The following is a 25,635-nucleotide window of genomic DNA, read 5'->3' on the forward strand; positions in this document are numbered from 1 at the left end:
AAAAATAGAGTTAGTCCACTTTTATGGTGGATTAGCTCTATTTTTATGTTAACAATTAGGTTAACACATAGCTAATCTAATAGCTCTACATCGAGCAAGTACATGATTAGCATAGATTTCTCCTTTATATGAAAAGCGCAGTTGATCAAAATATAATAAGTTACCATCTGACACAACTGGAAGAAACTCGCGTGGGTACATCAAATAAATATTCCAAAAGTATAAATATTCTGTATCACATAAATTCTCAATAATTTCTACTTTAGATTCAACCGTAGGTGAAATTTTTGTATAAAATTTAGAAAAATTTATATGATCATAATTAAAGTTTAGTACATAAAGCAATGTTTCTGCATCATACGGTTTTCTTCCAAAATCTTTCTCTTTTTCCGAACTTATTATTATTTGTTTGAAATATTTTTGCGCATAATCATCATATGAAAATTGCTCTAAATTAAATAAATCTACCAATTCTCTATAGATATGAAGTTTTTTACCATTAGTAACTACATGATCTGCTTCTTTTTGAATATTATTAAAAATCTTTTCAAATTTAGAAATAACATATTCATCAGCACTTGCTTTATATTTTGATTTTTCTTGCTCTGACAATTGGCTGTTTATCTTTGTTTTTCTTCCATCATAAAGCTGACTAGCATATTTTTGTAATACAAATCTGATTAAGTCATTTGGCATCTCATATTCTGAAGACCCCACTACTTCAATAGCTACTTCTGCCATAAATGAATAGTCTTTTTTTGCTACATCCTTAGTGATAAAATAATAAAATTCTAGATAATCTTTCTTATTTTTTATATAAAATATAGATTTTAGTTCCTCTTTATTCTTTGAAGTTTCAATTAATTCTGCCATACTATGATTTGTTGCTAGGTCATCAATAAAATAAGAAATAGGGTTCTTTTTAAAACTTATTCGTAACGAGTTATTTGTGAATAAAATTCTATTAATTAAATTTTCAATTTCTGTTTTACTTTTTCCTGCTTGCACAACTGAATGATTATTTAACAAATCATTATAATAATTTCGGTGAAACAGATACAAATAAATAATAAGCAATTCTTGCGTTAAGTAAACCTTATCAAGTTTATTCCTACCTATTAATTGATTCTGTACATAATTCAAATATTTATTAGCATCTCTGGCATTTTTTCTTTCATTAATAAAAATTTCGGCTATATCATTAAATTCAAAATCCCTAGTATATTTATAAAGATAAGACTTTTTGTCAGGATTTTTATAGTTTTGTAGATTATTTCTAATTTTCGTATTAATTAATTTTGTAATATTCTCCGATTGTAATTGCACAGGTAATCCGATTTGACGATCAATTATCTTACTTAAATAGTTATCTTCATTTTTACTTATTTTATCAAAATCACCTACAAAAATGATTCTTGTTTTTCCGTTAAGTTGGTTAAAAAACAAGTAAAGTTCATTTTGCACATCCTTATGCAGTCTGTCAAAATCATCAACTATCAAAATCCTGGGGTGCTTTTTACGTTGCAAGTTTCTTTTATCTATCCACAATAATAACCTATCCATATCAAAAAATTTATTTTGATAATATGTAATTAAAGTTGTGATTAAGCACGCTACAACTACTAACCAACTTTTTTCATGATTACTAAGTTGCCTTTGAATAATAGTAATTGTTGATAAGTATGTACCAGCTACAACTGTTATAAAGAGCAGTGCAATATATAGAATTATCTTTAGCCAATAGAACCTTGGATGAATAGCTTCGAATATATTTTGAGCAAGTGAAGCTTTATTTTTAGGTTTCCATAATTCCAAATAAACAAATTTAAAATTGTTATTACTTACATTCTCAACTTCTTTCAAGTACTCGGTTTTTCCGCTTCCCCAAGTACCATTAAGAAAAAAAGTTTTAGGTTGCCCTTCTTCAAGCTCCTTTGCAAAAGCTTTAGCAACATTAGTAGTGTTAATTTTATCTATTTTCCAATCTTGATCCATGCTACCTCTCACTAAAAACTTCATTTTACTAATGATCCCAATAACATTACTTTTTAGTCCAAAATTTATAAAGTCTAATGCAAAATAAAAACTGGACTAATATATCTTAAAATTATTTTGCAGGTAGAATCTAATGATATTAAGATTCACTTCAAACTAAGACTACTTTTTAAGTTCATTATATGCTGTTTTACACCTAAAATAGTTCAGAAAATTGCAGTTTAATCTCGCAAAAATATTACAAACCAGACAAAAGTTCTAACAATTTATATAATAAAACAATTTTAAATATCAGTTTAGGGTACAATGATATTAACATAAGCGTTTTTTGTGAGGTCATAAAATGAAATTTTTCAAGAAAGTTGGCATTGGCTTAACAGCCCTGGCTATAACTACTAGTCTATTTTTGCCATATACTGCTAACCCCCAAACGGTAGAAGCAGCTCAGAAAGCCAAAGGAAAAGTCATGCTGCTTGAGAGTGATTATGTTTACAACTCGTCAGGCCATAAAATAAAATTGAAACAAAATCGGGGTACACATAGCTATAACATTCCTAACGGTTTTAATGCTGATTCCAAAGGCTATTTGATTACAGAAATGATAGTTTATGATAATGACAGTAGAACCAGTTATCCCTACTATGGCACTAAAAAAATTAACGGACAAAAATTTTACCACTTGGGACATAACTATTACATTAATAGTGCTAATGTTTTAAAAGTCAATGGGCGCAATATCACACAAGGTAAATTGACTATCAAACACGATGCACTGATTTACACCAAGACTGGCAAAACAACGGGAAAGAAACTAAGAACTAATACAGTTGTTAAGTACCAAGGAAAAGCTAAGACTGCTACTAAAACACCCAAATATTTTTACTACCTTAATGATGTCGCAAGGTACTTCCAGCCTAAATACGTACCTGCCCACAAAATAAAAGGAAAATATTTTTACTCTTTAGGACATAATCGTTACATTAAAGCAGCCAACATCGGCTACATTAACGGTCACATCGCTCGCTACAACGGCGTTTCGTCAGCAACTGTTCTTAAGAACACCGCCAGCATAACGGTAAATTATTCTGCCGTTAAACGTAAACTGAAAAAAGGACAGAAGATTAAACTTGATTTAACTGTTATTCCTTACCAAAATGATGGCTTTGAGGGTTATCTTTACAGACTGCACGACTATCCAGATGAATATGTTGATGAGGACGATGTTAAACTGAAAAAGAGTCTGCCTATTATTGATTATCGCGACTTAGTTTATACTTACGTTACGCCAGTGACAGACAACAGCGTTGAACTTTATGACACATCTGGCAAGACAATTGGTAAACGTATTATAAAGCCGCAATACAGTAATCTAACAGTTGATGGCATAATGTATCTCTGGGTATCTGAGGAAAATAAGGCGGAACTGTTTTATCATTGTTTAAATTACAGTGACGCTAGTGTGATTGATGCCAACCAACCAAACTCGGTGCCAAATTCAGAACCAACTTACCCTGCAAAAAAGCAAGCACTAATCTATGGCAATAACTTTATTAAGGTGAATGATGTGAAATACGTCAGCGGGCTAAAACTAAAAGCACTGAATACGATTGAGCAGGCTGAAAATGGGCAAAAGTTTGCGACAGGAGCTGACAAGCAGGAACTGCTTACACTTTTTAATGAAGGAAAAGATATAGCACAAAATAGCGCTTATGATAATCTCATGTCTAACTATGATTGTGCCTTAAGAAACGCTTCTGCTATGTTAAGGTCTGATAAGGCAACTGTCACACAGGTAGATGAAGCTGTCTGGTACGTTAAAACCGCTAAAAAGCAGCTGACAACTATGTCTACCCCTCCCGGTGATTAAATGGCTACTGGTCAGAGCAATATTAGTTTTACAAAAATAGTCCAAGCAAATATAATAGACAATATGTAGAGCATGGCAAAAACGAGACTATCAGTTTAGTGCCGATTTATTAGTTATTAAAAAATAGCTATCAACTGACAAAACGTGATGACCAGCCCAGCGATAAAGGTTATTGAAATCAAATTTAAAGGAGTAAACCAAAGTGAAATTACATAAAAATACTATTGTTGCAGCTGTCGCGGGTATTACCGTTTTAGCGCCAGTTATTAGCCAAACTTCAGCTGTTTTAGCAGATGTTGCTGCAACTAACGAACCGAATACAAATACAAACACTGATACAAATAATCCAGACACAAGTGTAACAGATAAAACTGAAACTCCTATAGCTGAACCAATTTCCCAACCTATCCAAGATAATGATCCCGAGCCTAAGACCAATATCCACAAGACTAAGAAGACCTGGTCAAAACGCCATCAGAAAGCAAATAATTATTTCAATAAGAACGTCGTCAAGAAGGGGCAGAAGTTAACGAATAAGACTAAAAAATTAGCCCTTTACAAGAAGACCTTGAAGCATTTTAAAAATTACAAGACTAAGTATGCCAAGACTTTCAAGAATTATCTTAACGCTGAAATTAAGTGGTTAAACAGACAAATTAAATTGGAAAATGTTCCTACTACTAAACCATCGGGTGATCTGAAGCCACAACCTGTGCAAAAGCCAAAGAAAGCAAAAGCACCTAAAGAACCGTATAGTGGATGGGTTGATTCAATATTATACGTAACATATTTAAATGATTATAAATATTTTAAGAAATATCCTAAAGAAAATAGAAAATATGTAAAACAAGACATTAAAGCTTTGAAGAAACGGGGATACAAGTTTAATGCCGACTTATCTGATAAGGGTTATAAGAAGCACAACAAGAAACTTGAAAAACGTGACGATGATCTCATTGAGGCAGGCAAATTAAAATAGTCTTCAGTGCTCTCACTAATAAAGCAAAAAGGCTAATTCGTAGTTAAAACGAACTAGCCTTTTTTGTCTTATCTATTTGAGATTGAACCCTTTAGGAAGTTTGGGCTTTTTGCCATTATACATGACATAAGTTTCCCTGGGACTCTTTTTAGCCGAATGGTTATACAGTTTTAGCAATTGCTTTGCAGTATATTTCTTGCCTTTCGGCTTTCTAATTGTGCCTTTGCCAAGAGCTTGGATATGTTTAAAGCCTTTGCCTACTCCCGAACTCTTACGTAAGCGGTAATGCCCGAGTTTGACAACAAAGCCCTTGGGATTACCTGCATTAAGCAAAATTTGACTGTTATGAATGTTAAAATTGCTTAAATCAACTCCAACTAATTTTTTATCGTTTTCAAACATTATAGTTGAAGATTTTAGTTTCGGTAAATGCCAGCCACTTAAATTCACATACTTCAGATTAGTACAATCATTAAACATCCCAGTTGTACTAGTAACATTAGTCATTCTGAAATGCGAAAGATCTATGCTAACCAAACTCTTATTATCAGCAAACATATAAGTCATGTCTTTAACATTCTCAGTGTTCCAGCCATCCAGGTTCAAATTGGTTAAAGAATAATCTCCAGTAAACATCCCCCACATGGTGGTAACTTTAGCAGTATTTAAATGACTTAAATCTAGACTTTCTATATTAGGATCTTCCGCAAACATTTCCCGCATATTGGTTACATTTGATGTATCTAAATGATTTAAATTTATGCTTTTTATATTAGGATTTTTCGCAAACATTTCCCGCATATTGGTTGCATTTGACGTATCTAAATAATTCAAATTTATACTCTTTAGATTAGGATTTTTCGCAAACATTCCTCTCATGTTTTTAACATTATGAGTATCAAGCTTGGCTAGATTTAATTGCTCTATCTGTGAAAAGCCCTCGAACATGTATGACATGTTTGTGACATTCGCCGTATGCAATTTGCTCAAGTCAACATCCGTTAAATTAGGACATTCAGCAAACATATACGACATATCTGTTACCTTATTGGTGTCCCAATTGTCTAAAACTAATTTTGTTATTTTGCTTGAAGCAAACATATTTGACATCTTAATAACATTACTGGTATCTAATGAGCTAAGATCCAGGGTCTTTACCCCGATTGTTCCTGAGAACATGTATTCCATGTCTGTAACTTTACTAGTATTGAGTTTGGCAAAATCTAAATTAGAAATATCAGCCCGCTCAAACATTCCTGACATATCGGTCACATTGCTTGTATCAAGGTCAGCAAAATTAAGATTTTGAAGTTTGGTTAGACTAAACATATTACTCATTTCAGTAACGCGACTGGTGTTAAAACTACTCAAGTTAATGCTTTTGACAGTGCAACCATTAAACATATAATCCATTTTAGTGACATTACTAGTATTAAAACTGGTCAAGTTAATGTTTTCAGCAGTGCAATTACTAAACATATAATTCATGTTAGTGACATTGCTAGTATTAAAATTGCTCAAATCTAGCGTTGATAGTCCCGTAGACTCAAACATTCTATTCATATCAGTTACTTTATCAGTTTGAAAGTGACTTAAATCAAGCTCAGTCAGAGCCTGATCCATATCAAACAAGCCACTCATGTCAGTGACTTCACTGGTGTCAACTAAGTCCAGTCCCTTAATGTCTTTCAAATTATTTAGCTCGCTAAACTTATATTTTGAATCTGCAGGAAGTTTTACGTGGGAGGCAAAAACAATATGGGTAATATTATTCCCCCAACTCCATTCTTCATTAAACGGGCGACTCGAAAGAGTGCTATTTTTCTGAGTTCCTTTAATTGTCAGGGTTCTGGTAACAATATCATAATTCCAGCTGCAGTCACCATCTTTGCCTGACCAAATACCTGGTATTTCTTGAATATCATTATTCACTTGATCGCTAGCATCAGGTTTATTAGTTGCAGCAGAAACCGGCTTAACAGCAGCTGCCATTAAACTCAGACTACAAAAAGCAATACTGCTGCTAATACCAACTTTTTTAACTAAACCTAAAATTTGTTTTGAATGGTTGTGATTCATTATCATGACCTCCTTTTCATTAACTTAATTATAAGCCGTTTCAAATCCAAAATATTGCAAAATATAGTTTTCCTAGTTGCAAAAAATAATGAAAGCCAGGCAAAATCCATTAAATTTACCAGATAAAATAAATTTGAGTTTCATTTTGGGTTACGATAACATTAAATTATAAGCTCATTTTTGTAAGGTCATAATTTGCGAGGTCATAATATGAAACGTTTTAAGAAAATTTGTATTGGACTAACAGCCTTATTATTAACTGCTGGTCCATTATTGCCAAATATCACCAATTCCCAAACAGTAGAAGCTGCTCAAAAAGCCAAAGGAGAAGTTACGCTGCTTAAAAACGATTATGTTTACAATCCGTCAGGTCATAAAATAAAATTGAATATTTCTCACGGCTTTACCGTTCCTGAAGGTTTTAGCGCTGATTCCAAGGGTTACGTGATTACTGACATGGAAATTGATGAATACAGCGATGGTAGAACCAGTTATTCCTACTACGGTACTAAAAAAATTAACGGGCAAAAATTTTACAACCTTGGACATAACTATTACGTTAAAAATGCCGATATTTTAGAAGTAAAAGGCCACAATATTAAAAAAGGCAAACTAGTATTAAGTCACAATTCATTGATTTACACCAAGACTGGCAAAGCAACTGGTAAGAAATTAAGAACTGATGCAATTGTCAAGTATCAAGGAAAAGCTAAGACTGCTACTAAAACACCCAAATACTTTTATTATCTTAACGATTTAGACAGATACTTCAAGCCCAGATATATACCTACTCATAAAATTAAAGGGAAATATTATTACTCTTTAGGACATAATCGCTACATTAAGGCAGCTAATGTCGGGTACATTAACGGTCACATTGCTCGCTACAATGGTGTTTCGTCAGCGACTGTCCTTAGGAACACCTCCAGCACAACGGTAAATTATTCTGCTGCAAAGCGGAAACTGAAAAAAGGACAAAAGATTAAACTTGATTTAACTGTTATTCCATACGAAATTGATGGCTTTGAGGGTTATATATACAGATTGCACGATCACCCAGATGAATATGTTTCAGAATACGAAGTTAAACTGAAAAGGAACCTGCCTATTATTGATTACAGTGACTTAGTCTACACTTATGTCACCCCATTAGCAGGCAACAGCGTTGAACTTTATGATACTTCCGGTAAGGCAACTGGCAAGCATATCATGAAGCCGACACATAGTAATCTGACGGTTGATGGCTTAATGTACTTGTGGATTCCTGAGAAAAACAAGGCGGAACTGTTTTATCACTGTCTAAATTACAGCGATACTAATGTGATTGATGACAGTCAACCAGATCCGATATCAGATCAAGACTCAGTAACCCACAATAATAATCCAAAATTAAACTATGGCAATAACTTTATCAAAGTTAGCGATGTTAAATACGTCAGCGGGTTAAAGCTAAAAGCACTTAATACGGTTGAGCAGGCCAAAAATGATCAAAGAGTTGCAACGACTGCTGACAAGCAAGAATTACTAGCACTTTTTAATGAAGGCAAAGATTTAGATCAAAATGCTAAATATGATACGGATCTAATGAATAATTATGATAGCTCCTTAAGTAATGCCTCTGCCATAATAAGATCTGATAAGGCAACTATCGCCCAAGTTGATGAAGCTGTCTGGTATGTTAAAACGGCAAAAGAGCAGCTGACAACTATGTCTGTTCCTCAGGGCGATTAAATCTTTTAGACTAATAGAAAAAGGCTAATTCGTACATAAAACGAATTAGCTTTTTTGTCTTATCTATTTAAGTTTGAACCCTTCAGGAAGCTGGGGCTTTTTGCCATTATACATAACATAAGTTTCTTCAGGACTCTTTTTAGCAGAATGGTTATACAGTTTTAGCAATTGCTTTGCAGTATACTTCTTGCCCCGAGGCTTGGCAATTGTGCCTTTGCCAACAGCTTGAATATGTTTAAATCCTTGACCTACTCCTGAACTCTTACGTAAGCGGTAATGACCGAGCTTGACAGCAAATCCTTTAGGATTACCAGCATTTTTCAAAATCTGACTATTATGAATATTAAAATGGCTTAAATCAACTCCAGCTAGCTTCTGATCATTAGTAAACATTTCCGTTGAATCATACATTTTTGGTAACCGCCAGCTACGCAAATCAACAAAAACAAGATTATCACAGTCCATAAACATTTGGCTGACCCTGGTAACCTGACGTGTATCCCAAGTATGCAGGTCAAGCTGCTCAAGACTTTTTGCACCCTTAAACATCCTAAGCATATCAGTAACTTTGGCAGTATTAAAGTGACTCAAGTCAATGTCTTTTAGACTGCTGTCGCCACTGAACATTGAATTCATCCAGCGTACGTTCTTGGTATTCCAGCCCATTAAATTGAGTTTAGCCAAAGAACTGTCCCCAGAAAACAGCGAGATCATATTAGTAACGTTGCTGGTATCAAAACTGCTTACATCCAAACTAGTAATAGCTGGATTGTCTGCGAACATTTCTTTCATATCTTTAACTTTACTCGTATCAAAGTGACTGAAATTTAGCTGATCCAAATGGGCGAATTTTGCAAACATACCCGACATATCTGTAACATTACCGGTATTAAAGCCGCTTAAGTCAAGTTTAGTTAAGTCAGAACACCCTTGGAACATATTTTTCATACTGGTGACGTTTTTGGTGTTCCAATTAGCCAAATTTAAGTGAGTAACAGTACTACCACTAAACATTTCAGCCATATCAGTCACTTGACTAGTATCAAAATTACTCAAATCAAGACTTGACAGATTTTGGGTACCGGAAAACATGCCTGACATATTATTAACTTTGCTAGTGTTAAAGTGCTCAAGATTTAGTTCAGGAACTTTTATTCCAGCAAACATACCAGACATGTTAGTGACATTACCGGTATCAAAATTAGCCAGATCAAGCTCTGCCACATCGCTATCCGCAAACATATCTGCCATATCGGTCACTTGGCTGGTAGCAAAACTTTTCAGATTAAGATGTTTCATCGGGCTGTTTCTAAACATACCGCTCATATTTGTGACTTTGCTTGTATTAAAACTGCTCAAATCTACTTCTGTTAAGGCTGTGTTGTCAAACATTCGTTCCATATTTGTCACTTGGCTGGTATCAAAGTGACTCACATCAGCTTTAGTTAGAGCTTTGTCATTAGTAAAAAGCAAAGCCATATTTGTCACTTGACTAGTATCAACTTTGTCGAGACCTGTAATATCCTCCAAATACTCAAGACCGGAAAACTTTTCTGCCGAATTCGGAGCCATTTGAACTGGTGTTTCAAACACAATATGCTCAATATTGCCAGACCATTTAAACTGCTTTAAAAATGGTGTGCTGGATAATTGACTGCTCTTTTGCGCGCCACTAATCCGCAGAGTTCTACTAATAACGTCGTATTCCCATGTGCAGCTGCCATCAGTGCCAGTCCACAGACCGGCATCAGATGGCAAACCTGTCGCACTAATTGGGACAACAGCAGGAGTTTCTGTTGCAGCAGCAACATTTACGTTTGTTTGCACCGTTACGACTAAACCTAATGCTATTGTTGCAATACCTATCCCAGTTTTTTCAAACTTGATTAAATTTGGAAGCTTCATCTTGATACCTCTTTTCTCTTACCCTAATTATACGGGTTTTTTGCTTAAAACTTATTAATGATTTGAAACTTAAGTTAAACTTTGTCAGCCTTTATTCATTTATTGTAAACATGTATTGCTGCTCCTATATTAGGTTATAATAAATTTAGTAGAAAGGATTAGTAAGGAGGTAAATCATGAAATTAACCAAAAAAATCTGTTTGGCGATCACAGCTTTGGCATTGGTCGTCACACCTTTTTTAGCAAATTGCAATCAAATACATACAGTTGCAGCTGCCAAAAGCAGTAAAAAGACCGCAAAGGGTAAAATCACGTTAATCTATGATGCCCATCTTTATAATAAATATGGTCATAAAATTAAAAACAAGAACAAATATCTGCCTTATGCTGAAGATGATGCCAATGGCTATAAGTACATTCCAGGATTTAATGCAGATGTTATGCAATATTACGGCACCAAAATAATTAATGGACAAAAATTCTATAATATTGGTAATGGCTGCTACATTAGTATGGCAGATATTAAAGAAGTCAATGGTAAGAACAGCAAAAAGGGTAAATTGGTTTTACTACAGAAATCAGCTGTATATACTAAAGCTGGTAACAAGAGTGGTTACACTTTACCTAAGCGCGCTATTGTTAAGTATCAGGGCAAAGTTAAACAAGTTAAGTCAAGACCAAAATACTATTATAGTAAATACTTTAAATCAGATAACGATGAGCACTTTTTCTATCTTCCTCTTACAAAAATTAAAGGGAAAAATTATTATGCCATTGGTCAAAATCGCTTTGTCAAAGCCTATAATGTTACAAGTTTAGATGGTTATCCTCTAACTTACAATGGGGTTACAACGGCCATCGTTCTCAAAAAGACAGCTACTCAGACTTTAAACGAAATGAAAACCAAACATATTTTAAAAAAGGGTCAGAAAATAAAAGTTGATTTAGCCGTTACGCCTTGGGCAGAAGATTTTGAAGGCTATATTTTCCGCCTGCATAATCATCATAATGAATACATAGATGAAAACTGTATCAACCTGAGAAATTACTTACCAACTACCGACTACTCTGATTTAACCTACAGTTTTGTTACTGCAAAGACTACTGCAAACGTTAAGCTTTATGACGCCACAGGAAAACCCGTTGGGATTAGTTTTAATACTGCAAAGCAGTCTGATTTTAATGTTGACGGCTTATTCTATATTTGGAATGCGGCTACAAACAAAGCGGAGTTGTATTATCACATTCTGAGTAACAATTTAGACAGAAAAGCCCTTATCAATAATGATGGCACACAACTAAAGGCCCCGGCGACTGACAAAAAATATGGTCCAATCACTCTAACCACCAGTGAAAAAATAATAGCAGCTAACAGTTTCGTCAAAGCAAGTGATGTGAAATTTAGCAGGGGCATAAAACTTTCTCCTGTAAACACTTCTTTAGCAGCTGAGCAGAAACAAAAAGTAGCAACCGACAGCGATAAAGTGAAGCTCCAGAAAGACTTTGACTCTGGACAGCAAACTATTAACGAGAGTGTCCATTATGATGCACTTATGCAGAGCTATGACTATGCTTTAGCTAATGCTGCGGTTGTCTTACGGTCGAGCAAAGCAACGCTGGCACAAGTAGATCAGGCAATCTGGCTGTTAAAAACCACTAAAACACAGATAAAAACTTTAAACTTCCCTGAATTTGCCTAAAGTATACTAGAAAGACAAACTAAAAAGGATTGGTTCTGAAATGTGATGTGAACCCTAAAATTAGGTCACACCAATGAGCTAATCCTTTTATTTTACTAAAAATCAAAAATGAAATGATTTTGGTAACTGTGGTTTTTTACCGTTATACATGACATAGGTTTCTCTAGGGCTCTTTTTGGCAGAGTGATTATACAGCTTAAATAATTGCTTTGCAGTATATTTTTTGCCTTTCGGTTTTCTAATTGTTCCTTTGCCTACAGCTTGAATGTGCTTAAATCCTTGTCCTACACCTGAACTCTTACGCAAACGGTAGTGGCCCAGCTTCACAGCAAACCCTTTAGGATTGCCTGCCTGATTTAAAATCCTGCTGTTATGAATATTAAAATTAGTCAGATCAACCCCTGCTAATTTCTTGTCCTGCATAAACATATCTGTCGAATCAGTCAGTTTAGGCATGTGCCAGCCGTGTAAATTAACATTAGTAAGATTAGGACATTGAGCAAACATCTCACTTACTTCAGTTAATTTGCGGGTGTTCCAATTATGTAAATCAACAGTTTTGAGACTCTGATCATTTTTAAACATCTCATATGCTTCAGTGAGACTATTAGTTTTAAGATGACTTAAATTAATATTGACTAGCTGCGGGTCGTTTTTAAACATGCGACTCATACTCCTGACCCGTTTGGTATTCCAGCCTTTCAAATTAACTGTCTTTAAATTGTCATCATCACTAAACATGCCAAACAAGGTCGTATTAGACTTAGTATTAAAATGACTTAAATCTATGCTGGTAATTTTTTTCATACCAGAAAACATATAGCTGGTGTTAGTCACCTTGCTGGTATCAAAATGACTAATATCAAAATCAGTTAAATTTTCAGCACCGTTAAACATGCTAAACATATCAGTTACCTTGCTAGTATTAAAGTGCTTAATATTTAAACTGACGATATTATTTAATCCGGCAAACATAGTGCTCATGTCAGTAACATTGGCAGTATTCCAGCCCGCTAAATTAAGTTGTTTTAATGCTGTATCGTTTGAAAACATGCCTGACATATTAGTTACTTTACTAGTATCAAAATTACTCAAATCCAAACTGGTCAAATTTGCATCCCCAAAAAACATAGTTTTCATATTTTGGACATTAATAGTATTAAAATTGCTCAAATTTAGAGTTGTTATGTTCTTACTTTGAGAAAACATGCTGCTCATGTCCGTTACGTTTTTGGTATTAAAGCCTGAGCAGTCGAGCTGTTTAATCATGCAGTTATTGAACATTCCGCTCATATTTTGTACTTTACTGGTATCAAAGCTATCTACATTAATCGTTTCTGCCTTGGTACTGGAAAACATATTTGCCATATCGGTTACTTTGCTAGTATTAAAATTTTTTAAATCCAGCTTTTTAAAATTGGTTGCCGCAAACATGTTGTTCATAGTGGTTACATTTGCGGTATTCAATTTACTCAAATCTATTGCTGTAGCAGTAGCATTATCCATACCTAAACTGGTGAACATGTTACTCATATCTGTAACTTTATCAGTATTAAAATTACTAATATCTAAACTAGTAAGTTTTGTATCACCGGCAAATAAACCAGACATATCGGTTACATCACTGGTATCAGCGTTCTCTAAGCCCTTAATATCAGACAAATATCTCAAATTGGCAAATTTTTGTTTTGAATTTGCAGGTAACTTAAACGGATTTTCAAAAACGATATGCTCAATACTTCCAGCCCATTTGAATTCTTTGGTAAAAGGTGTACTTGACAATTGTGCTCCTTTAGCGCCGCTAACAGTCAGCGTATTAGTAAGGACATCATATTGCCACGTGCAGTTGCCATCAGTGCCAGTCCAAAAGCCCAGCTGATTATTGACAGTACTGGTTGCAGTCGGTGTTGTTTTTGCAGTTTGATCGTTAGCAGCAGGTGCAACAGAAGCTGCCAAAACATTCTGGACCAGATTAGCGCCATTCATCATGCCCAAGACTGCGGCAGCCATACTGATCCCCAATTTTGCTAAAATATTTTGCTTGAATTTAGTTGACTTCATTTTCTGACCTCCTTTTCCTCTTAATTTCATTGTAAGCCTTTTAAAAGTTAAATAATATCTTCTTTTGCGTTTACTTGCGCTAGTTTCCAGCCAGTCATAAAATGCTGCTCGCGTAAAGAACGCAAGTCGTTATAATCGCTCTCCAAGCTATCAATTGCATCCTGCAATTTTTTGTTTTGCTTACGGATCTGGTCAAGTTCAGGATCATTAACAACACCCTTCAGGTGCATTTTAGCGGCTAATTCCCGTCGTCTTTCCTCAAATTCACCCTTCAAAGTAGCAAGAGCGTCTTCATATTTGACCAGTTTTTGGTTAACTTCAGGAATTTCATTATTTAAACTGACAAACAATTTATACGGCATGTTGGACTTGATGCGATTGCATTCCGTGCAGGATAAAATCAGGTTGTCAAAATCATTATTATGTGAAAGTGAAACCGGGTCTTTGTGATCGACGCTACGTCCGCGCCTGCCACAATATTGGCAGCGATAATGGTATTTAGCGCGAATACGCTCACGGTCAATATAATCCACTTCATTTAGTTTAAAGTCGACGGTTAATCCTAATTTACTCAGATTTTCGGCAAAAGTGAATTCGCTGCTGGGCACAAAGTCAGTTTGACCTGTCTCGCTGTCTATTACTGCCTGATTAAAATCATGTGCTGATAGCTGTTGCTGGGCTAATTCATTGCCATCATAATCCTGAATAAAAGCCTCATAGCGCTTACGCATGTCATTTTTAGCAACCAAAAATGTTGAATTATCTGCGACTTCATCTTTTCCTACAAAAGTAAACAATAAGCATTGCGCAAAGATTTTCACTGCAATATTGGCAAAGTCTTCCGGCTTTTCTCCTCTTTGAATGCATAGATCGCAAATACTGGTCAGTTTAGGATTAATCAGACCCGTTTGTTTAAAATGTTTGGCATTTATGCGCAATCCACACGCACTGCATTGAAACTTCACTTTTAAGCATTCTCCTTAGAGCAAAATGTATGTATCATTAATCTAATTCTACTCAATTTAGAGCAATAAAAAAAGGCGGACGAAAGTTTCATCCACCTTTTAGTCTTGTTTAAAAACAAACTATTTATTTTCGTCTGCTTTGGCCTTGTTCAAGAAAGCAACAACTGCTGCCACGTGCGCAACACGTTTCTTGCCGTTCTTCTTGTTCTTAGGTCTTTGGTTTGGTTCACAACCAGTGTTGTAATTTTCACCTTTACGCATAGTACTATACTTCCTTTCAAGATTTTCGAAAATCTTATATAGTTTAACACTTAGGACTTTTTGAAGCAAGATTTGCTGATATTGAGTCATACGTTTTACCATTTAAAATAAAAAGCGTTCCATAATGGAACGCTATAAAATAAAGTTATTTTTGAGCACATATTATTAGTTAAATGCACTAATTATTTTCACTAACTGTCATGGCAGCATCAATTACGCCACTATCGTCTGCCAAACTGATAGCTGCATTTTTTTCATCTACTACTAAATCGTTGCCTAAATATTGCATTTCTGCTGGACTGGTATATAAGTCTAAGCCAATATTATTTTCAACATTAATTGAAAAGTCTGGGTCTTTCTGATCCAAGACTACAAATTGAAAACGAGTACCAGCCGCACAACTGCCAGCAATATTAGAGTACTTGTTAGAGCCATCGTTTAGTGACAATAAAACAACCTGTCCATCTTTCACATTTTTTTTGATTTTATCAGCAGCACCTGATTTAACATTCATTTTAACTGATTCGGAATTACTCATTTTAATATTTCCTCCTAATCCTTAGCAATTTTCTCAAGTATAGGATATATTAAGTTATAGTGTCAAAAATTATGTTTATAGTAAAAGTGCTTTTCACCATGAAAAATTTATTATTGCGTATAACAGAAAAAAAGGTCAAAATGTATATAGCGATTATAGATGATTATAACTTGTGAAAGGGGACATTTTATGACCGTCTTGAAAAAGGTTTTTAGTGATAAAATCCTGCAAATTACTTTTGTAATAACGATTATCAGTCTTTTTTTTGCTAGACCGCGGCTTGAGGATATTAACTTACATACGATTTTTTCAGTCGCCGCGATGCTAATCATTATTCAAATATACGCTTACTTGCACGTTCTGGACGTGCTGGCGTATAAACTGACCAGTATTGCCGACAATATGCAGAAATTAAACATCTTGTTTACGCTTCTAGCGATTATTGCTGGGATGTTTCTCGGCAACGATATAACAGCGCTTACATTGATTCCCCTGTATTTAAATATTGCCAAAAGATGTGACTTGCCACAAATTTTGCCTGTCACTTTAATTGGTATGGGTGCAAATATTGGAGCTGCTTTTACTCCGTGGGGCAATCCCCACAATATTTTTTTGGTCAGTAAATATTCTGTTAATGCCCTGCAGTTTTTTTCCTGGTCTTTGCCCTATTTATTAATGGCATTAGTCATTACGTTTATTATTTTTTACTTTATCCCTCGTAAAAAAATTCCCAGACAAGATATTAAACAGATTAATATCAGTTTAAGACCTACAATCATTACTACAGCAGTATTTGCTTTATTTTTCTTAGGGGTATTTAAGGTCATTAATGTAGTAATTCCGATGATTGTTGCAATTATCTTAGCATTATTAATCAATCCCAGAATTTTACTTAAAGTAGATTTTGCTTTGCTATTAACCTTTACCTGTTTCTTCATCTTCATTAGTGATATTCAACAGATCCCGCTGATTGTCAGTATTATTCATACGATGATCAATTCGGAAAGTTCTACCTACTTCACTTCGATTATTTCCAGTCAGATTATCAGCAATGTTCCTGCAACTATTTTAGTTGGTAAGTTTACTCCTTATGCTGAAGCACTATTTTTAGGTTCTAACATTGGAGGATTTGGTTCTCCTATCGGTTCAATGGCCAATATGCTGGTCTTAAAAACATTTACCCAAAACGCTACAGTTTCAAGAGGAGAGTTCTTCAAAAAATGGTCCGTAATGCAGTTTATTGGTTTGATTGTTTTAACCGTTGTAGGCTGGGGACTTTTATTAATTTAATATACATTTTAGTAAAGCTTTGCTAATGAAAGATAGTATAAGCTTCTTTTTTATATTCAAAAGGTTCTTAATCAGTTATAATTAAGGGATATATATTAAGGAGGAATACTATGAATAGTTTAACTTGGGTAATTGTAATTATTGTTGTTTTATTAATTGCACTCTATATTACAGTTTACAACAGTTTACAAAAAGCCAAAGTATACACCGATGAATCTTGGAGTCAGATTGATGTACAACTGAAGCGGCGTAACGACTTGATTCCCAACCTAGTCGAAACAACTAAGGGCTACGCCAAACATGAAAAAGAAACATTGGAAAATGTTGTTCAGTTGCGTAATCAGTTAACTAATATTCCAAGCGATGATCACGCTCAAACTTTAAAAGTTTCCAATCAGATTTCTGATGCACTTAAATCAATTTTTGCCTTATCAGAAAACTATCCTGACCTTAAAGCCAACCAAAACTTCTTGAAACTGCAAGAAGAATTGACTAACACAGAAAACAAAATTGCTTATTCGAGACAGCTTTACAATTCATCGGCTGCACTATACGACCAAAAGCTTTTAACTTTCCCGTCTAATATTGTTGCTCACATTCACGGTTTTAAGAAAGTTGACTACTTACAAACTAATGAATCGGAAAAAGAAGTACCTAAAGTTAAGTTTTAAATATCAGGTCTGTTTTTATGCTATTTCAACAAATTGCCAGCAATAAACGTAAAACCGTTGGGATTATGGGATTATTTGTCATTATTTTGGCACTTGTAGGGGCAGGACTAGGCTATCTTTTTGGTGATCGGCCTGTTTTAGGATTGATCATTGCTGTAGTTTTTAGTCTAATCTACATGCTAATTGTCTTGCCTAACCCTGCTAATATGGTTATGAGTCTTAATCACGCTCAAGAAGTCCATGAACAAGATAATCCGGAACTGTGGCACGTTGTACAAGATATGGCACTGGTCGGCCGGGTACCAATGCCTCGGGTTTTCATTATTGATGATCCTAGTCCCAATGCTTTTGCAACCGGACGTGATCCCAACCATTCTGCTGTGGCAGTTACTCAAGGTCTGCTGGACATGATGAACCGGGAGGAACTGGAAGGCGTTTTAGGTCATGAGATTTCGCACATTAGAAACTATGATATTTTAGTTTCTACTATTGCTGCAGTATTAGTCGGTGTCATTTCTTATTTATCAGGTATTGCCAGCCGTTATATTTGGTGGATTGATGATGATCGCGACAGCGATAACGACAGTGGTGGTACTATTGTTGTTATTTTTAAGATTGTGGCCATTGTGTTTGTATTAATTCTGGGACCTATTTGTGCCAGTTTAGCCCAAATGGCATTATCGCGAAATCGTGAATATCTGGCTGATGCGTCATCAGTAGAATTAACCCGCAACCCACGAGGATTGATTTCTGCTTTAGAAAAAATTGACGGTTCTGAGCCAATGAAGAAAGCCGATCCCAGCAGTGCTGGCATGTATATTGAAGATCCTGTACGCAAAAAACGCAGTTTTGCTCATTTATTTGACAGTCACCCGCCAACAGCTGACAGGATCAAACGCTTAGAAAAAATGTAATAAAATAAAGCAACCTTTTTAGTCAAGGTTGCTTTTTATTTTAAGTTGATGTTTGCCTGTCTAAATAATTCAGCTCGCATTTGGACTGGCGTTTCATGATAATATTCACTGAATTTTTTATAAAAGAAGGACTTGCCACTATAACCTACCCGTGCAATTATTTCTTTTACGGAAATATCTGGTCGTGCAAGCAAATTACGCGCCTCTTGCATACGCCTTTCATCAACATGCTCTACGAAGCTTTTACCAGTTTTTTGTTTAACCAAACTTGAAAAATAATTAGGATTGAAGCCAAAATGTTTGGCTGCCTCATTAAGCGTTATGTCAGTAAAATGCGCATCAATATAATTTTCTAAATCAGTTTGAACAAATTGGTGATTAGTTACAGGACCTGTCGCTAAGTCTTGATTTCTAATTGCGGCAATTAAAAGCAAATTTAGTTCTGCCAAAATAACATTGTGAGTATACAAATCCTGATTAAGATATTCATCAATTACTTTTTTTAGCGCATTTGCAGATTTAGACAAAGGCGTACTGTTTAAAAATAATAAGCGCCTTTGATTGTAAGCGTCAGTAATTTCCTTAAACACCCTTTTTTCACGATGACTCATGGCAGAATAGCTTCCGAGAAAATCCAGCATCTTGAAATTATGGTCAAATTCTAACTTAACTAATATATCGTTTTCTCCCTGCCGCAATATTTCATAATCGCTTTTTCTCTGTAAAAATACGATATTGCCGGCTTTAAGCAAGAAATCCTCATCATTGATTCTGGCTTTTACCGATCCCTGAGCTTCATATAAAATAGTTGAAGCTGTAGTTTGGTAGCGATGAACTCCAGTATTATGATTTTCCAAAAACGCTCTAAATAAATCAAAATTATCGTTTTTGGGTTTGATTCTTACCTCATTAGTGTCAGACTTAGTTGAATTCAAAATGCTGGCTAAATATTGTTCAAGTTTAACAGCTGCCATTATTTCACCTTCTTATTCAAATTTTGGAATATATAGATTCATTATATAGCAAAACTTCATCTTACTAACAGAATTTTGTTATTTAGATTAAAGAGAATACTTGTGTATGTAGACATCTATTTTTCTTTTATGTATAATAAATTTAACATCGGGGTGCCCTAGAGGCTGAGAACAGACCCGTCGAACCTGCTATGGATAATGCCAGCGAAGGGAAAACGAAAGATTTTACATCGTCAGGCTTTATCCTGACGATTTTTTTGGTAACTAAATTGATTAAATTAAACAACCTGACTTTTTCATATGATAAGCAAAATAAAATATTAACAGATATTAATCTCACTATTCCCACTGGTGAACTTTCACTGTTAGTTGGTCCAACCGGCTGTGGCAAATCTACATTATTAAAAATTCTAGCAAATCTATATCCTGAGTTTGCGGGCCAATTAAGCGGCAGCGTTAATTTAGGCGGATTAAGATCTGCTATGATGTTTCAAAATGCCAGTGAACAGTTTACGATGTCAACACCGCGAGAAGAAATTATTTTTGCACTTGAAAATCTTTGTCTTAATAAATCGCAGTATACAAAGCGCTTGAATGAAGCTGTTCAGTTTACACAAATTGATTATTTGCTTGATCAAAAAATTAATACAATGTCTGGCGGCGAGCAGCAAAGAGTTGCTTTAGCTGTACTTGTTGCGATGAATGTCGATCTTTTTTTACTTGATGAACCCTTTGCCAGCTGTGATCCAGCCGCTCGCAAATTCTTAATTGCTAAATTAGCTCACCTGCGTGATCAAGGGAAAACAATTATTTTAAGTGATCACGTATTAACTGACTATGAAGGCCATTGTGATAATCTGTTTCAATTTCAAGGTAAAAATTTGGTACAACTTTCTGCTAGTGAAAAAGAAAAACTGCTGCAAAAAAATACGGAATCCGTTTCTTATAATTTTGCCTTACCTGAAGAAAACAAAGAAATTTGTTTTAAACTCAAAAATACAGAGATTACACAAAATCGTTTGCTTTTACGGCAGGAACACCTAAACATTTTTTTTGGTAAAACTACTCTTATTACTGGGGCAAATGGGGTTGGCAAAACATCACTTTTTAACGCACTGACCAAAATGATCCCATATGCAGGCAGTTTAACTTATCACAATCAGGAAATCAGTAAATTATCAGCTCGCAAGCATCTCCTTAAAGTGGGGCAAATTTTTCAAAATGCGACCGATCAGTTTATCAACGTTTCTGTTGCGGATGAAATCAATTTAAGCAAAAAGCAACAAACCAATAATTATTTTACTGATGACAGAATAAATGAGGCTTTAGCCACCCTTAAGCTTGATTCACTGCTCGATCATGTGGTTTATTCATTATCTGGCGGGCAACAAAAGAAACTGCAAATTTTACTAATGTTGATCTCCGATCAGGATGTATTGCTAATTGATGAGCCCCTTAATGGCCTGGATGCGGACTCTGCTAACAAGGTGATGACTTTATTAAAAGAAAGTCAGAAAGCACGTAGTCAAACGCTTTTAATTATTAGTCATGAACTAAGGAATCTGGCAGATTGGTGTGACTATCACCTCATCTTTAAAGACCAGCATTTAACCTATGTGAATAAATGAGGTGTGATCATGAATCCCAGTTTTAAATTTTTTCTAGCACTGATTATTTCTATAGAAATATCTCTTAAATCAAGCTTGCTAACCAATCTTTTAATAATCTTTTTTACCATAATTTATCTAATCTACAAACACATCAAATTGAAGAATCTGCTTTTAACTTTATTAATGCCCTTAATTGCTGCATTTACGGTTTTTGCTACTTTATACTGGTTTGCACCTCAGCCTAATTTGCAAAATGCACTGAGTTTATCCAGTCGTATTTACGTCTATACGCTGACTATCTACTGTGTATCAATAGGAACTACTGCCACGGAATTAGCACGTTCTTTTGAGCAGAATTTTCATTTACCCAGTAAGTTTGCCTATGGAGTTTTAGCCGCCCTAAATATCGTCCCCAGAATGAAGGAAGCAGTTAAACAAATACGCACTGCCGGCATGATGAGGGGCGTTTACTTGAGCTTTTGGTCACCTGTTTTATACTTTAAAGCTATTCTTGTTGCGCTTAATTCTGCAGAAAATTTAGCACAGGGCATGGCATCTCACGGCTACCGTGAGAGCGCCCAGCGGTCAGTTATTGTACCTGTTCCTGTTCAAAAAAGTGATTGGCTTAAATCGATTGTTATCCTGTTTTTAGTTAACCTGGCATTATTCACATTAAAATAAAAAAGTGGACCTGCGTGTCCACTTTTTCTTTAGCCTAATTTATTTTGCCATAGTATAGCCTGTGACATTTATTTTGACTGACTGATCTGCATTGACGAAAATCTGAGGTGTTTCGGAAGCGTAATACCGTTCTGAAAATACCAGCTCTCCGTCATTTAAGAAAAACTCAATTGAACTGGTATCAATAAATACCTGTATTTTCAAATTTGGCTTTGGTCTTAATCTGCCATAACGTCGAGAATCATCTGCCGGCTTATCAGCTCGAGTTAAAACTACTTCGTTATTCCTTTTGTTCCAACTTAGTGTTACCAAATTTTCCTGCTCATTTTTGAGTACAAAATTAATCTCACTGCCAGACCAATTTTCTGTTTCAGCTGTCAAAAGCAATTCCAGGTGCTGCGGATCGGAAACATTCATCTGCTTTAACGAAGTCATCAACTTTTCATCAATTACTTTTTCTTGCCGCAGCTGTTTTAATTCTTTAACTGGCTTCATATATAGCTGATTATTCTTTAAAGTCACTTCTCTGGGCAAGGTTAAAGCACCACACCAACCATCAGCCTGTTCAGGAAAGTCAGCGTGCCACATATCAAGCCAGCCAAAAACAATGCGCCGATTATCAGGTGTTAACATGGTTTGCGCTGCGTAAAAGTCGTGGCCATGATCAAGTTCTTGAAACGCTCCGTGTTCAAACTGGTTTTTGTGATAATCCATCTTACCGATGAAATATCCCGTTTGATAAAGATTAAGATACTTTTTACCCTTTGCTGCAATCCCCTGTGGTGAACACAACAGAACATCTTGCCCATTTAATGAAAAAAGATCCGGACATTCCCACGTATATCCTTCATTATCTCTTCCCTGAGAAACTGCAATTGGTCCTAAATATTCCCAGTGCAATAAATCAGTTGACTTATAAGTAATTGCACGACCCAATCCTGCCTTATCTTGACTGCCAACAATAATATAATATGAATACCCATGTTGCCATACTTTCGGATCACGAAAGTGCTGTGAGTTATCAGCCGGTGGTACGGCAATCACTGGATTACCACTGTATTTCGTAAAATGAATACCATCATCACTGTATGCAACATTTTGTGTTTGGCAAAAACGGCTGTGATCATTCACATCATAATAATGATTGCCAGTATAGATCAGATATAAACGGCCATCTTTTGCAATCGCACTGCCGGAATAACAGCCATTGTCATCTTCAGGGCTGTCTGGTGTCAGCGCAATTGGTAGTTCTTCCCAGTGAATCAAATCTTGACTGCGATAGTGTCCCCAATGCATTGGTCCTCTTTTAGATGAATAGGGATAATACTGGTAAAAAATATGGTAGTAGCCTTGATAATACGAAAAGCCATTAGGATCATTCATCCATCCGGAAGGCGTTGAAACGTGATAATTAAGGCGATAACGATCGTTGGTAATTTTTGCTGGAACCCGCATTTTTGTTTCTTCCTTATATCTATAAATTTCAGTTCACTTACTTGTTTAATTGCAAAATTAAATTGCCGTGATTTACTTCTGTATCCTTGTTCTTGATGGCAAAGCCATTTTTATATTCAGGGAATAATACCATGACTGTTGTTTGCTTACCAGCTGCTTGAATAGCTTTTAAATCCATCTTAGCCAAGGGATCGCCTGCTGCAATTTCTTGACCATCTTTTACTAAAATTGTGAAACCTTTGCCACCTAAATCAACAGTATCAATCCCCATATGCAATAATATTTGTACACCATTTTCACTCTTTAAGGTAATTGCATGCTTAGTCGGGAAAACAGATACTACTTTTCCATTAACGGGTGCAAAAATGTCACCGGTAGTCGGCTGAATAGCAAAACCATCCCCAACTAATTTTTGGGAAAAAGTTTCATCATTAACTTTTTCAAGGGGTAAATACTCACCATCAACAGGTGCTAAGACAGAATTATCATCAGTAGCAACTAGTATTTTGCTTTCTTTGTGGTCCACTCTTCTTTTGTTTTCCGGTAATATCGGTTTAAATTTATTCCAAACCAGAATAAAAATAATTGGCAAAACAAATGCAATGAGGTTACCAATAACATACGGTCCAATCGGTCTGGCAACCGTTAAACCGGGAAGTACAGTAAGACCCTGTGCTAAACCTTTAACATTTAACAGCTTCATGTAAACTCCGCCAAATCCGGCTCCCAGAAACGAACATACGAAAGGCACAATACTGTATTTAAGATTAACAGCAAAGATAGCGGGCTCAGTAATTCCGACTAACGTAGGGATAAAACTGGAAATAGCAATATCACGATCTTTGGATTTTTGCTTTAAAATCAAGTACATCCCAATACAGCCACCGCCTTGGGCAATAATGGAAACTGACCAAATAGGTTGAATATAATCAAATCCTGTCTGTACAATTAAATTAGCTTCAATTCCCTGGATAGCTTGATGCGTTCCAGTTACCACTAAAGGTTGCAATCCTGCAGCAAAGACAAAGGCACCAAAAGCACTCATTTTCATATAAAGGAAATTAATAATGCCGCCTAAAATATTCCCAATCCAGAGACCAAGAGGTCCAAAAATTAGAAATAGTGATAAATTGGCCGCCAGCAAAGTGACAGCAGGCACTAGTATATATGAAACAACTTGAGGTATATATTTAGTAGCTATTTTTTCAACCTTGGCCTGAAACCACGCAGTTAAAATTGCCGCAAAAACGCCGCCTTGAAAACCCACAGCAGCTATTTTTAGACCAAACAAATTCCAGTATGCTGGATGAACTTGTCCCAAGACAAAAGCATTTCTATCAGCCAAATCAGGTGAAATCATGACAAAGCCGACCAGTATCCCCAAAATTGGATTACCACCAAAGCGCTTAGTGGCTGAATACATTACTAATACGGGCAAAATTTTAAATGTAGTGGCAATAACATTTAAAAATTTACAAAAATCTCCCACATATACACTCTGCTGGGCCAGTGACTTGGTCATACCAAACATGCCCGGAGTAGCAAGCAGTGACCTTAATCCTAAGATCATAGCAGCACCAATAAAAGCTGGAATTATAGGTATAAAGATATCGCCAAAAACTTTAAATGCTTGCTGAAATTTATTTTTGTTTTTGATACCTTCATCTTTAATTTGATCGACTGATACTTCTTTAGTCCCAGAGATTTTTACAAAAGCATCATAAGCTTGTTCTACTGCTCCCGGACCAAATACTATTTGCAGTTGCCCGCTGTTGTATATTACTCCTTTAGTGCCCTCAATGTTATTAAGGGCATCTTGGTCGGCCTTATTAACATCTTTTAAAACTAGCCTTAACCTGGTAACGCAGTGGGTTGCACTAACTACATTATCTGCACCACCAACATTTTTTAAAACTTCTTGTGCAATTTTATTATAATCTGCCATTTATTTTGTTCCTC

At 35.4% G+C, this 25,635-nt stretch carries 19 protein-coding genes, 1 pseudogene and 1 riboswitch; of the genes and pseudogenes, 9 read left to right on the top strand and 11 right to left on the bottom strand.

The window, feature by feature from the left end:
• Positions 1-60: 60 nt before the first annotated feature.
• Complete coding sequence (locus tag LDM90_RS05185; protein ID WP_223896743.1) at positions 61-1,995, bottom strand: P-loop NTPase fold protein; 1,935 nt, start codon at positions 1,993-1,995, stop codon at positions 61-63.
• 343 nt (positions 1,996-2,338) lie between these two features.
• Between LDM90_RS05185 and LDM90_RS05190 the strand changes: the two genes are divergently transcribed.
• Together LDM90_RS05190 and LDM90_RS05195 are read left to right on the top strand one after the other, a co-directional pair.
• Positions 2,339-3,862, top strand: a complete 1,524-nt coding sequence (locus LDM90_RS05190; protein ID WP_223896744.1) for an SLAP domain-containing protein — start codon at positions 2,339-2,341, stop codon at positions 3,860-3,862.
• 202 nt (positions 3,863-4,064) lie between these two features.
• Positions 4,065-4,841, top strand: coding sequence for a hypothetical protein (locus tag LDM90_RS05195; protein WP_223896745.1), 777 nt, complete (start codon positions 4,065-4,067; stop codon positions 4,839-4,841).
• 72 nt (positions 4,842-4,913) lie between these two features.
• Here LDM90_RS05195 and LDM90_RS05200 read toward each other — a convergent pair whose 3' ends face one another.
• On the bottom strand, positions 4,914-6,920 hold the full coding sequence (locus tag LDM90_RS05200; RefSeq protein WP_223898718.1) for a BspA family leucine-rich repeat surface protein: 2,007 nt from the start codon (positions 6,918-6,920) through the stop codon (positions 4,914-4,916).
• Between the two features lie 210 nt (positions 6,921-7,130).
• Between LDM90_RS05200 and LDM90_RS05205 the strand changes: the two genes are divergently transcribed.
• Positions 7,131-8,651, top strand: a complete 1,521-nt coding sequence (locus tag LDM90_RS05205) for an SLAP domain-containing protein (RefSeq protein WP_223896747.1) — start codon at positions 7,131-7,133, stop codon at positions 8,649-8,651.
• Between the two features lie 63 nt (positions 8,652-8,714).
• Here LDM90_RS05205 and LDM90_RS05210 read toward each other — a convergent pair whose 3' ends face one another.
• Positions 8,715-10,556, bottom strand: a complete 1,842-nt coding sequence (locus LDM90_RS05210) for a BspA family leucine-rich repeat surface protein (protein WP_223898721.1) — start codon at positions 10,554-10,556, stop codon at positions 8,715-8,717.
• A gap of 176 nt (positions 10,557-10,732) precedes the next feature.
• Here LDM90_RS05210 and LDM90_RS05215 point away from each other — a divergent pair, with 176 nt between their 5' ends.
• Complete coding sequence (locus LDM90_RS05215; RefSeq protein WP_223898723.1) at positions 10,733-12,256, top strand: SLAP domain-containing protein; 1,524 nt, start codon at positions 10,733-10,735, stop codon at positions 12,254-12,256.
• Between the two features lie 102 nt (positions 12,257-12,358).
• Here the strand turns inward: LDM90_RS05215 and LDM90_RS05220 are convergent, their stop codons facing one another.
• The 4 genes from LDM90_RS05220 to LDM90_RS05235 form a co-directional block, all read right to left on the bottom strand.
• Entirely contained in the window at positions 12,359-14,317 is a 1,959-nt protein-coding gene (locus LDM90_RS05220) for a BspA family leucine-rich repeat surface protein (protein WP_223896750.1), read from the bottom strand.
• 47 nt (positions 14,318-14,364) lie between these two features.
• Positions 14,365-15,282: an HNH endonuclease gene (locus tag LDM90_RS05225; protein WP_223896751.1), complete on the bottom strand. Its 918-nt coding sequence runs from the start codon at positions 15,280-15,282 to the stop codon at positions 14,365-14,367.
• A 120-nt stretch (positions 15,283-15,402) separates the two neighbouring features.
• Positions 15,403-15,543 carry a hypothetical protein gene (locus LDM90_RS05230; protein ID WP_090094091.1) on the bottom strand — a complete coding sequence of 47 codons (141 nt, stop codon included), beginning with the start codon at positions 15,541-15,543 and terminating at the stop codon, positions 15,403-15,405.
• Between the two features lie 178 nt (positions 15,544-15,721).
• Complete coding sequence (locus tag LDM90_RS05235; protein WP_223896752.1) at positions 15,722-16,081, bottom strand: iron-sulfur cluster biosynthesis family protein; 360 nt, start codon at positions 16,079-16,081, stop codon at positions 15,722-15,724.
• Between the two features lie 189 nt (positions 16,082-16,270).
• Between LDM90_RS05235 and LDM90_RS05240 the strand changes: the two genes are divergently transcribed.
• The 3 genes from LDM90_RS05240 (at position 16,271) to htpX (ending at position 18,956) form a co-directional block, all read left to right on the top strand.
• Complete coding sequence (locus LDM90_RS05240) at positions 16,271-17,371, top strand: SLC13 family permease (protein WP_223896753.1); 1,101 nt, start codon at positions 16,271-16,273, stop codon at positions 17,369-17,371.
• A 110-nt stretch (positions 17,372-17,481) separates the two neighbouring features.
• Positions 17,482-18,042 (top strand): LemA family protein, encoded by a 561-nt coding sequence (locus LDM90_RS05245; RefSeq protein WP_034980895.1) that lies wholly within the window; start codon positions 17,482-17,484, stop codon positions 18,040-18,042.
• Between the two features lie 17 nt (positions 18,043-18,059).
• The gene (gene htpX / locus LDM90_RS05250) at positions 18,060-18,956 is read left to right on the top strand and encodes a zinc metalloprotease HtpX (RefSeq protein ID WP_223896754.1); all 897 of its coding nucleotides are present in this window, start codon (positions 18,060-18,062) and stop codon (positions 18,954-18,956) included.
• 35 nt (positions 18,957-18,991) lie between these two features.
• Here the strand turns inward: htpX and LDM90_RS05255 are convergent, their stop codons facing one another.
• Positions 18,992-19,930, bottom strand: coding sequence for an AraC family transcriptional regulator (locus tag LDM90_RS05255; protein WP_223896755.1), 939 nt, complete (start codon positions 19,928-19,930; stop codon positions 18,992-18,994).
• 139 nt (positions 19,931-20,069) lie between these two features.
• Positions 20,070-20,160: riboswitch (TPP riboswitch) on the top strand.
• Here LDM90_RS05255 and LDM90_RS05260 point away from each other — a divergent pair.
• Positions 20,122-21,558, top strand: a complete 1,437-nt coding sequence (locus tag LDM90_RS05260) for an ATP-binding cassette domain-containing protein (protein ID WP_223896756.1) — start codon at positions 20,122-20,124, stop codon at positions 21,556-21,558. It overlaps the preceding riboswitch by 39 nt.
• 9 nt (positions 21,559-21,567) lie before the next feature.
• Positions 21,568-22,221, top strand: coding sequence for an energy-coupling factor transporter transmembrane component T family protein (locus tag LDM90_RS05265; RefSeq protein WP_045927385.1), 654 nt, complete (start codon positions 21,568-21,570; stop codon positions 22,219-22,221).
• A gap of 39 nt (positions 22,222-22,260) precedes the next feature.
• Here LDM90_RS05265 and LDM90_RS05270 read toward each other — a convergent pair whose 3' ends face one another.
• The 3 genes and pseudogenes from LDM90_RS05270 to LDM90_RS05275 form a co-directional block, all read right to left on the bottom strand.
• Positions 22,261-23,676, bottom strand: coding sequence for a glycoside hydrolase family 32 protein (locus LDM90_RS05270; protein ID WP_223896757.1), 1,416 nt, complete (start codon positions 23,674-23,676; stop codon positions 22,261-22,263).
• 37 nt (positions 23,677-23,713) lie between these two features.
• A complete protein-coding gene (locus tag LDM90_RS09445) occupies positions 23,714-24,202 on the bottom strand; it encodes a PTS sugar transporter subunit IIA (protein WP_308443170.1) in 489 nt (162 codons plus the stop codon).
• Positions 24,203-25,621, bottom strand: a pseudogene (locus tag LDM90_RS05275) (PTS transporter subunit EIIC); the annotation flags it as partial. It lies immediately after the preceding gene.
• Between the last annotated feature and the right edge of the window lie 14 nt (positions 25,622-25,635).

The sequence above is a fragment of the Lactobacillus huangpiensis genome (assembly GCF_019972815.1).
Classification (GTDB): Bacteria; Bacillota; Bacilli; order Lactobacillales; family Lactobacillaceae; genus Lactobacillus; species Lactobacillus huangpiensis.

Coding starts and splice junctions, on each gene's coding strand:
- LDM90_RS05185 (WP_223896743.1), bottom strand. CDS start 1,995: ATGGATCAAGATTGGAAAATAGATAAAATTAACACTACTAATGTTGCT.
- LDM90_RS05190 (WP_223896744.1), top strand. CDS start 2,339: ATGAAATTTTTCAAGAAAGTTGGCATTGGCTTAACAGCCCTGGCTATA.
- LDM90_RS05200 (WP_223898718.1), bottom strand. CDS start 6,920: ATGAATCACAACCATTCAAAACAAATTTTAGGTTTAGTTAAAAAAGTT.
- LDM90_RS05205 (WP_223896747.1), top strand. CDS start 7,131: ATGAAACGTTTTAAGAAAATTTGTATTGGACTAACAGCCTTATTATTA.
- LDM90_RS05210 (WP_223898721.1), bottom strand. CDS start 10,556: ATGAAGCTTCCAAATTTAATCAAGTTTGAAAAAACTGGGATAGGTATT.
- LDM90_RS05215 (WP_223898723.1), top strand. CDS start 10,733: ATGAAATTAACCAAAAAAATCTGTTTGGCGATCACAGCTTTGGCATTG.
- LDM90_RS05220 (WP_223896750.1), bottom strand. CDS start 14,317: ATGAAGTCAACTAAATTCAAGCAAAATATTTTAGCAAAATTGGGGATC.
- LDM90_RS05230 (WP_090094091.1), bottom strand. CDS start 15,543: ATGCGTAAAGGTGAAAATTACAACACTGGTTGTGAACCAAACCAAAGA.
- LDM90_RS05235 (WP_223896752.1), bottom strand. CDS start 16,081: ATGAGTAATTCCGAATCAGTTAAAATGAATGTTAAATCAGGTGCTGCT.
- LDM90_RS05240 (WP_223896753.1), top strand. CDS start 16,271: ATGACCGTCTTGAAAAAGGTTTTTAGTGATAAAATCCTGCAAATTACT.
- LDM90_RS05245 (WP_034980895.1), top strand. CDS start 17,482: ATGAATAGTTTAACTTGGGTAATTGTAATTATTGTTGTTTTATTAATT.
- htpX (WP_223896754.1), top strand. CDS start 18,060: ATGCTATTTCAACAAATTGCCAGCAATAAACGTAAAACCGTTGGGATT.
- LDM90_RS05255 (WP_223896755.1), bottom strand. CDS start 19,930: ATGGCAGCTGTTAAACTTGAACAATATTTAGCCAGCATTTTGAATTCA.
- LDM90_RS05260 (WP_223896756.1), top strand. CDS start 20,122: ATGGATAATGCCAGCGAAGGGAAAACGAAAGATTTTACATCGTCAGGC.
- LDM90_RS05265 (WP_045927385.1), top strand. CDS start 21,568: ATGAATCCCAGTTTTAAATTTTTTCTAGCACTGATTATTTCTATAGAA.
- LDM90_RS05270 (WP_223896757.1), bottom strand. CDS start 23,676: ATGCGGGTTCCAGCAAAAATTACCAACGATCGTTATCGCCTTAATTAT.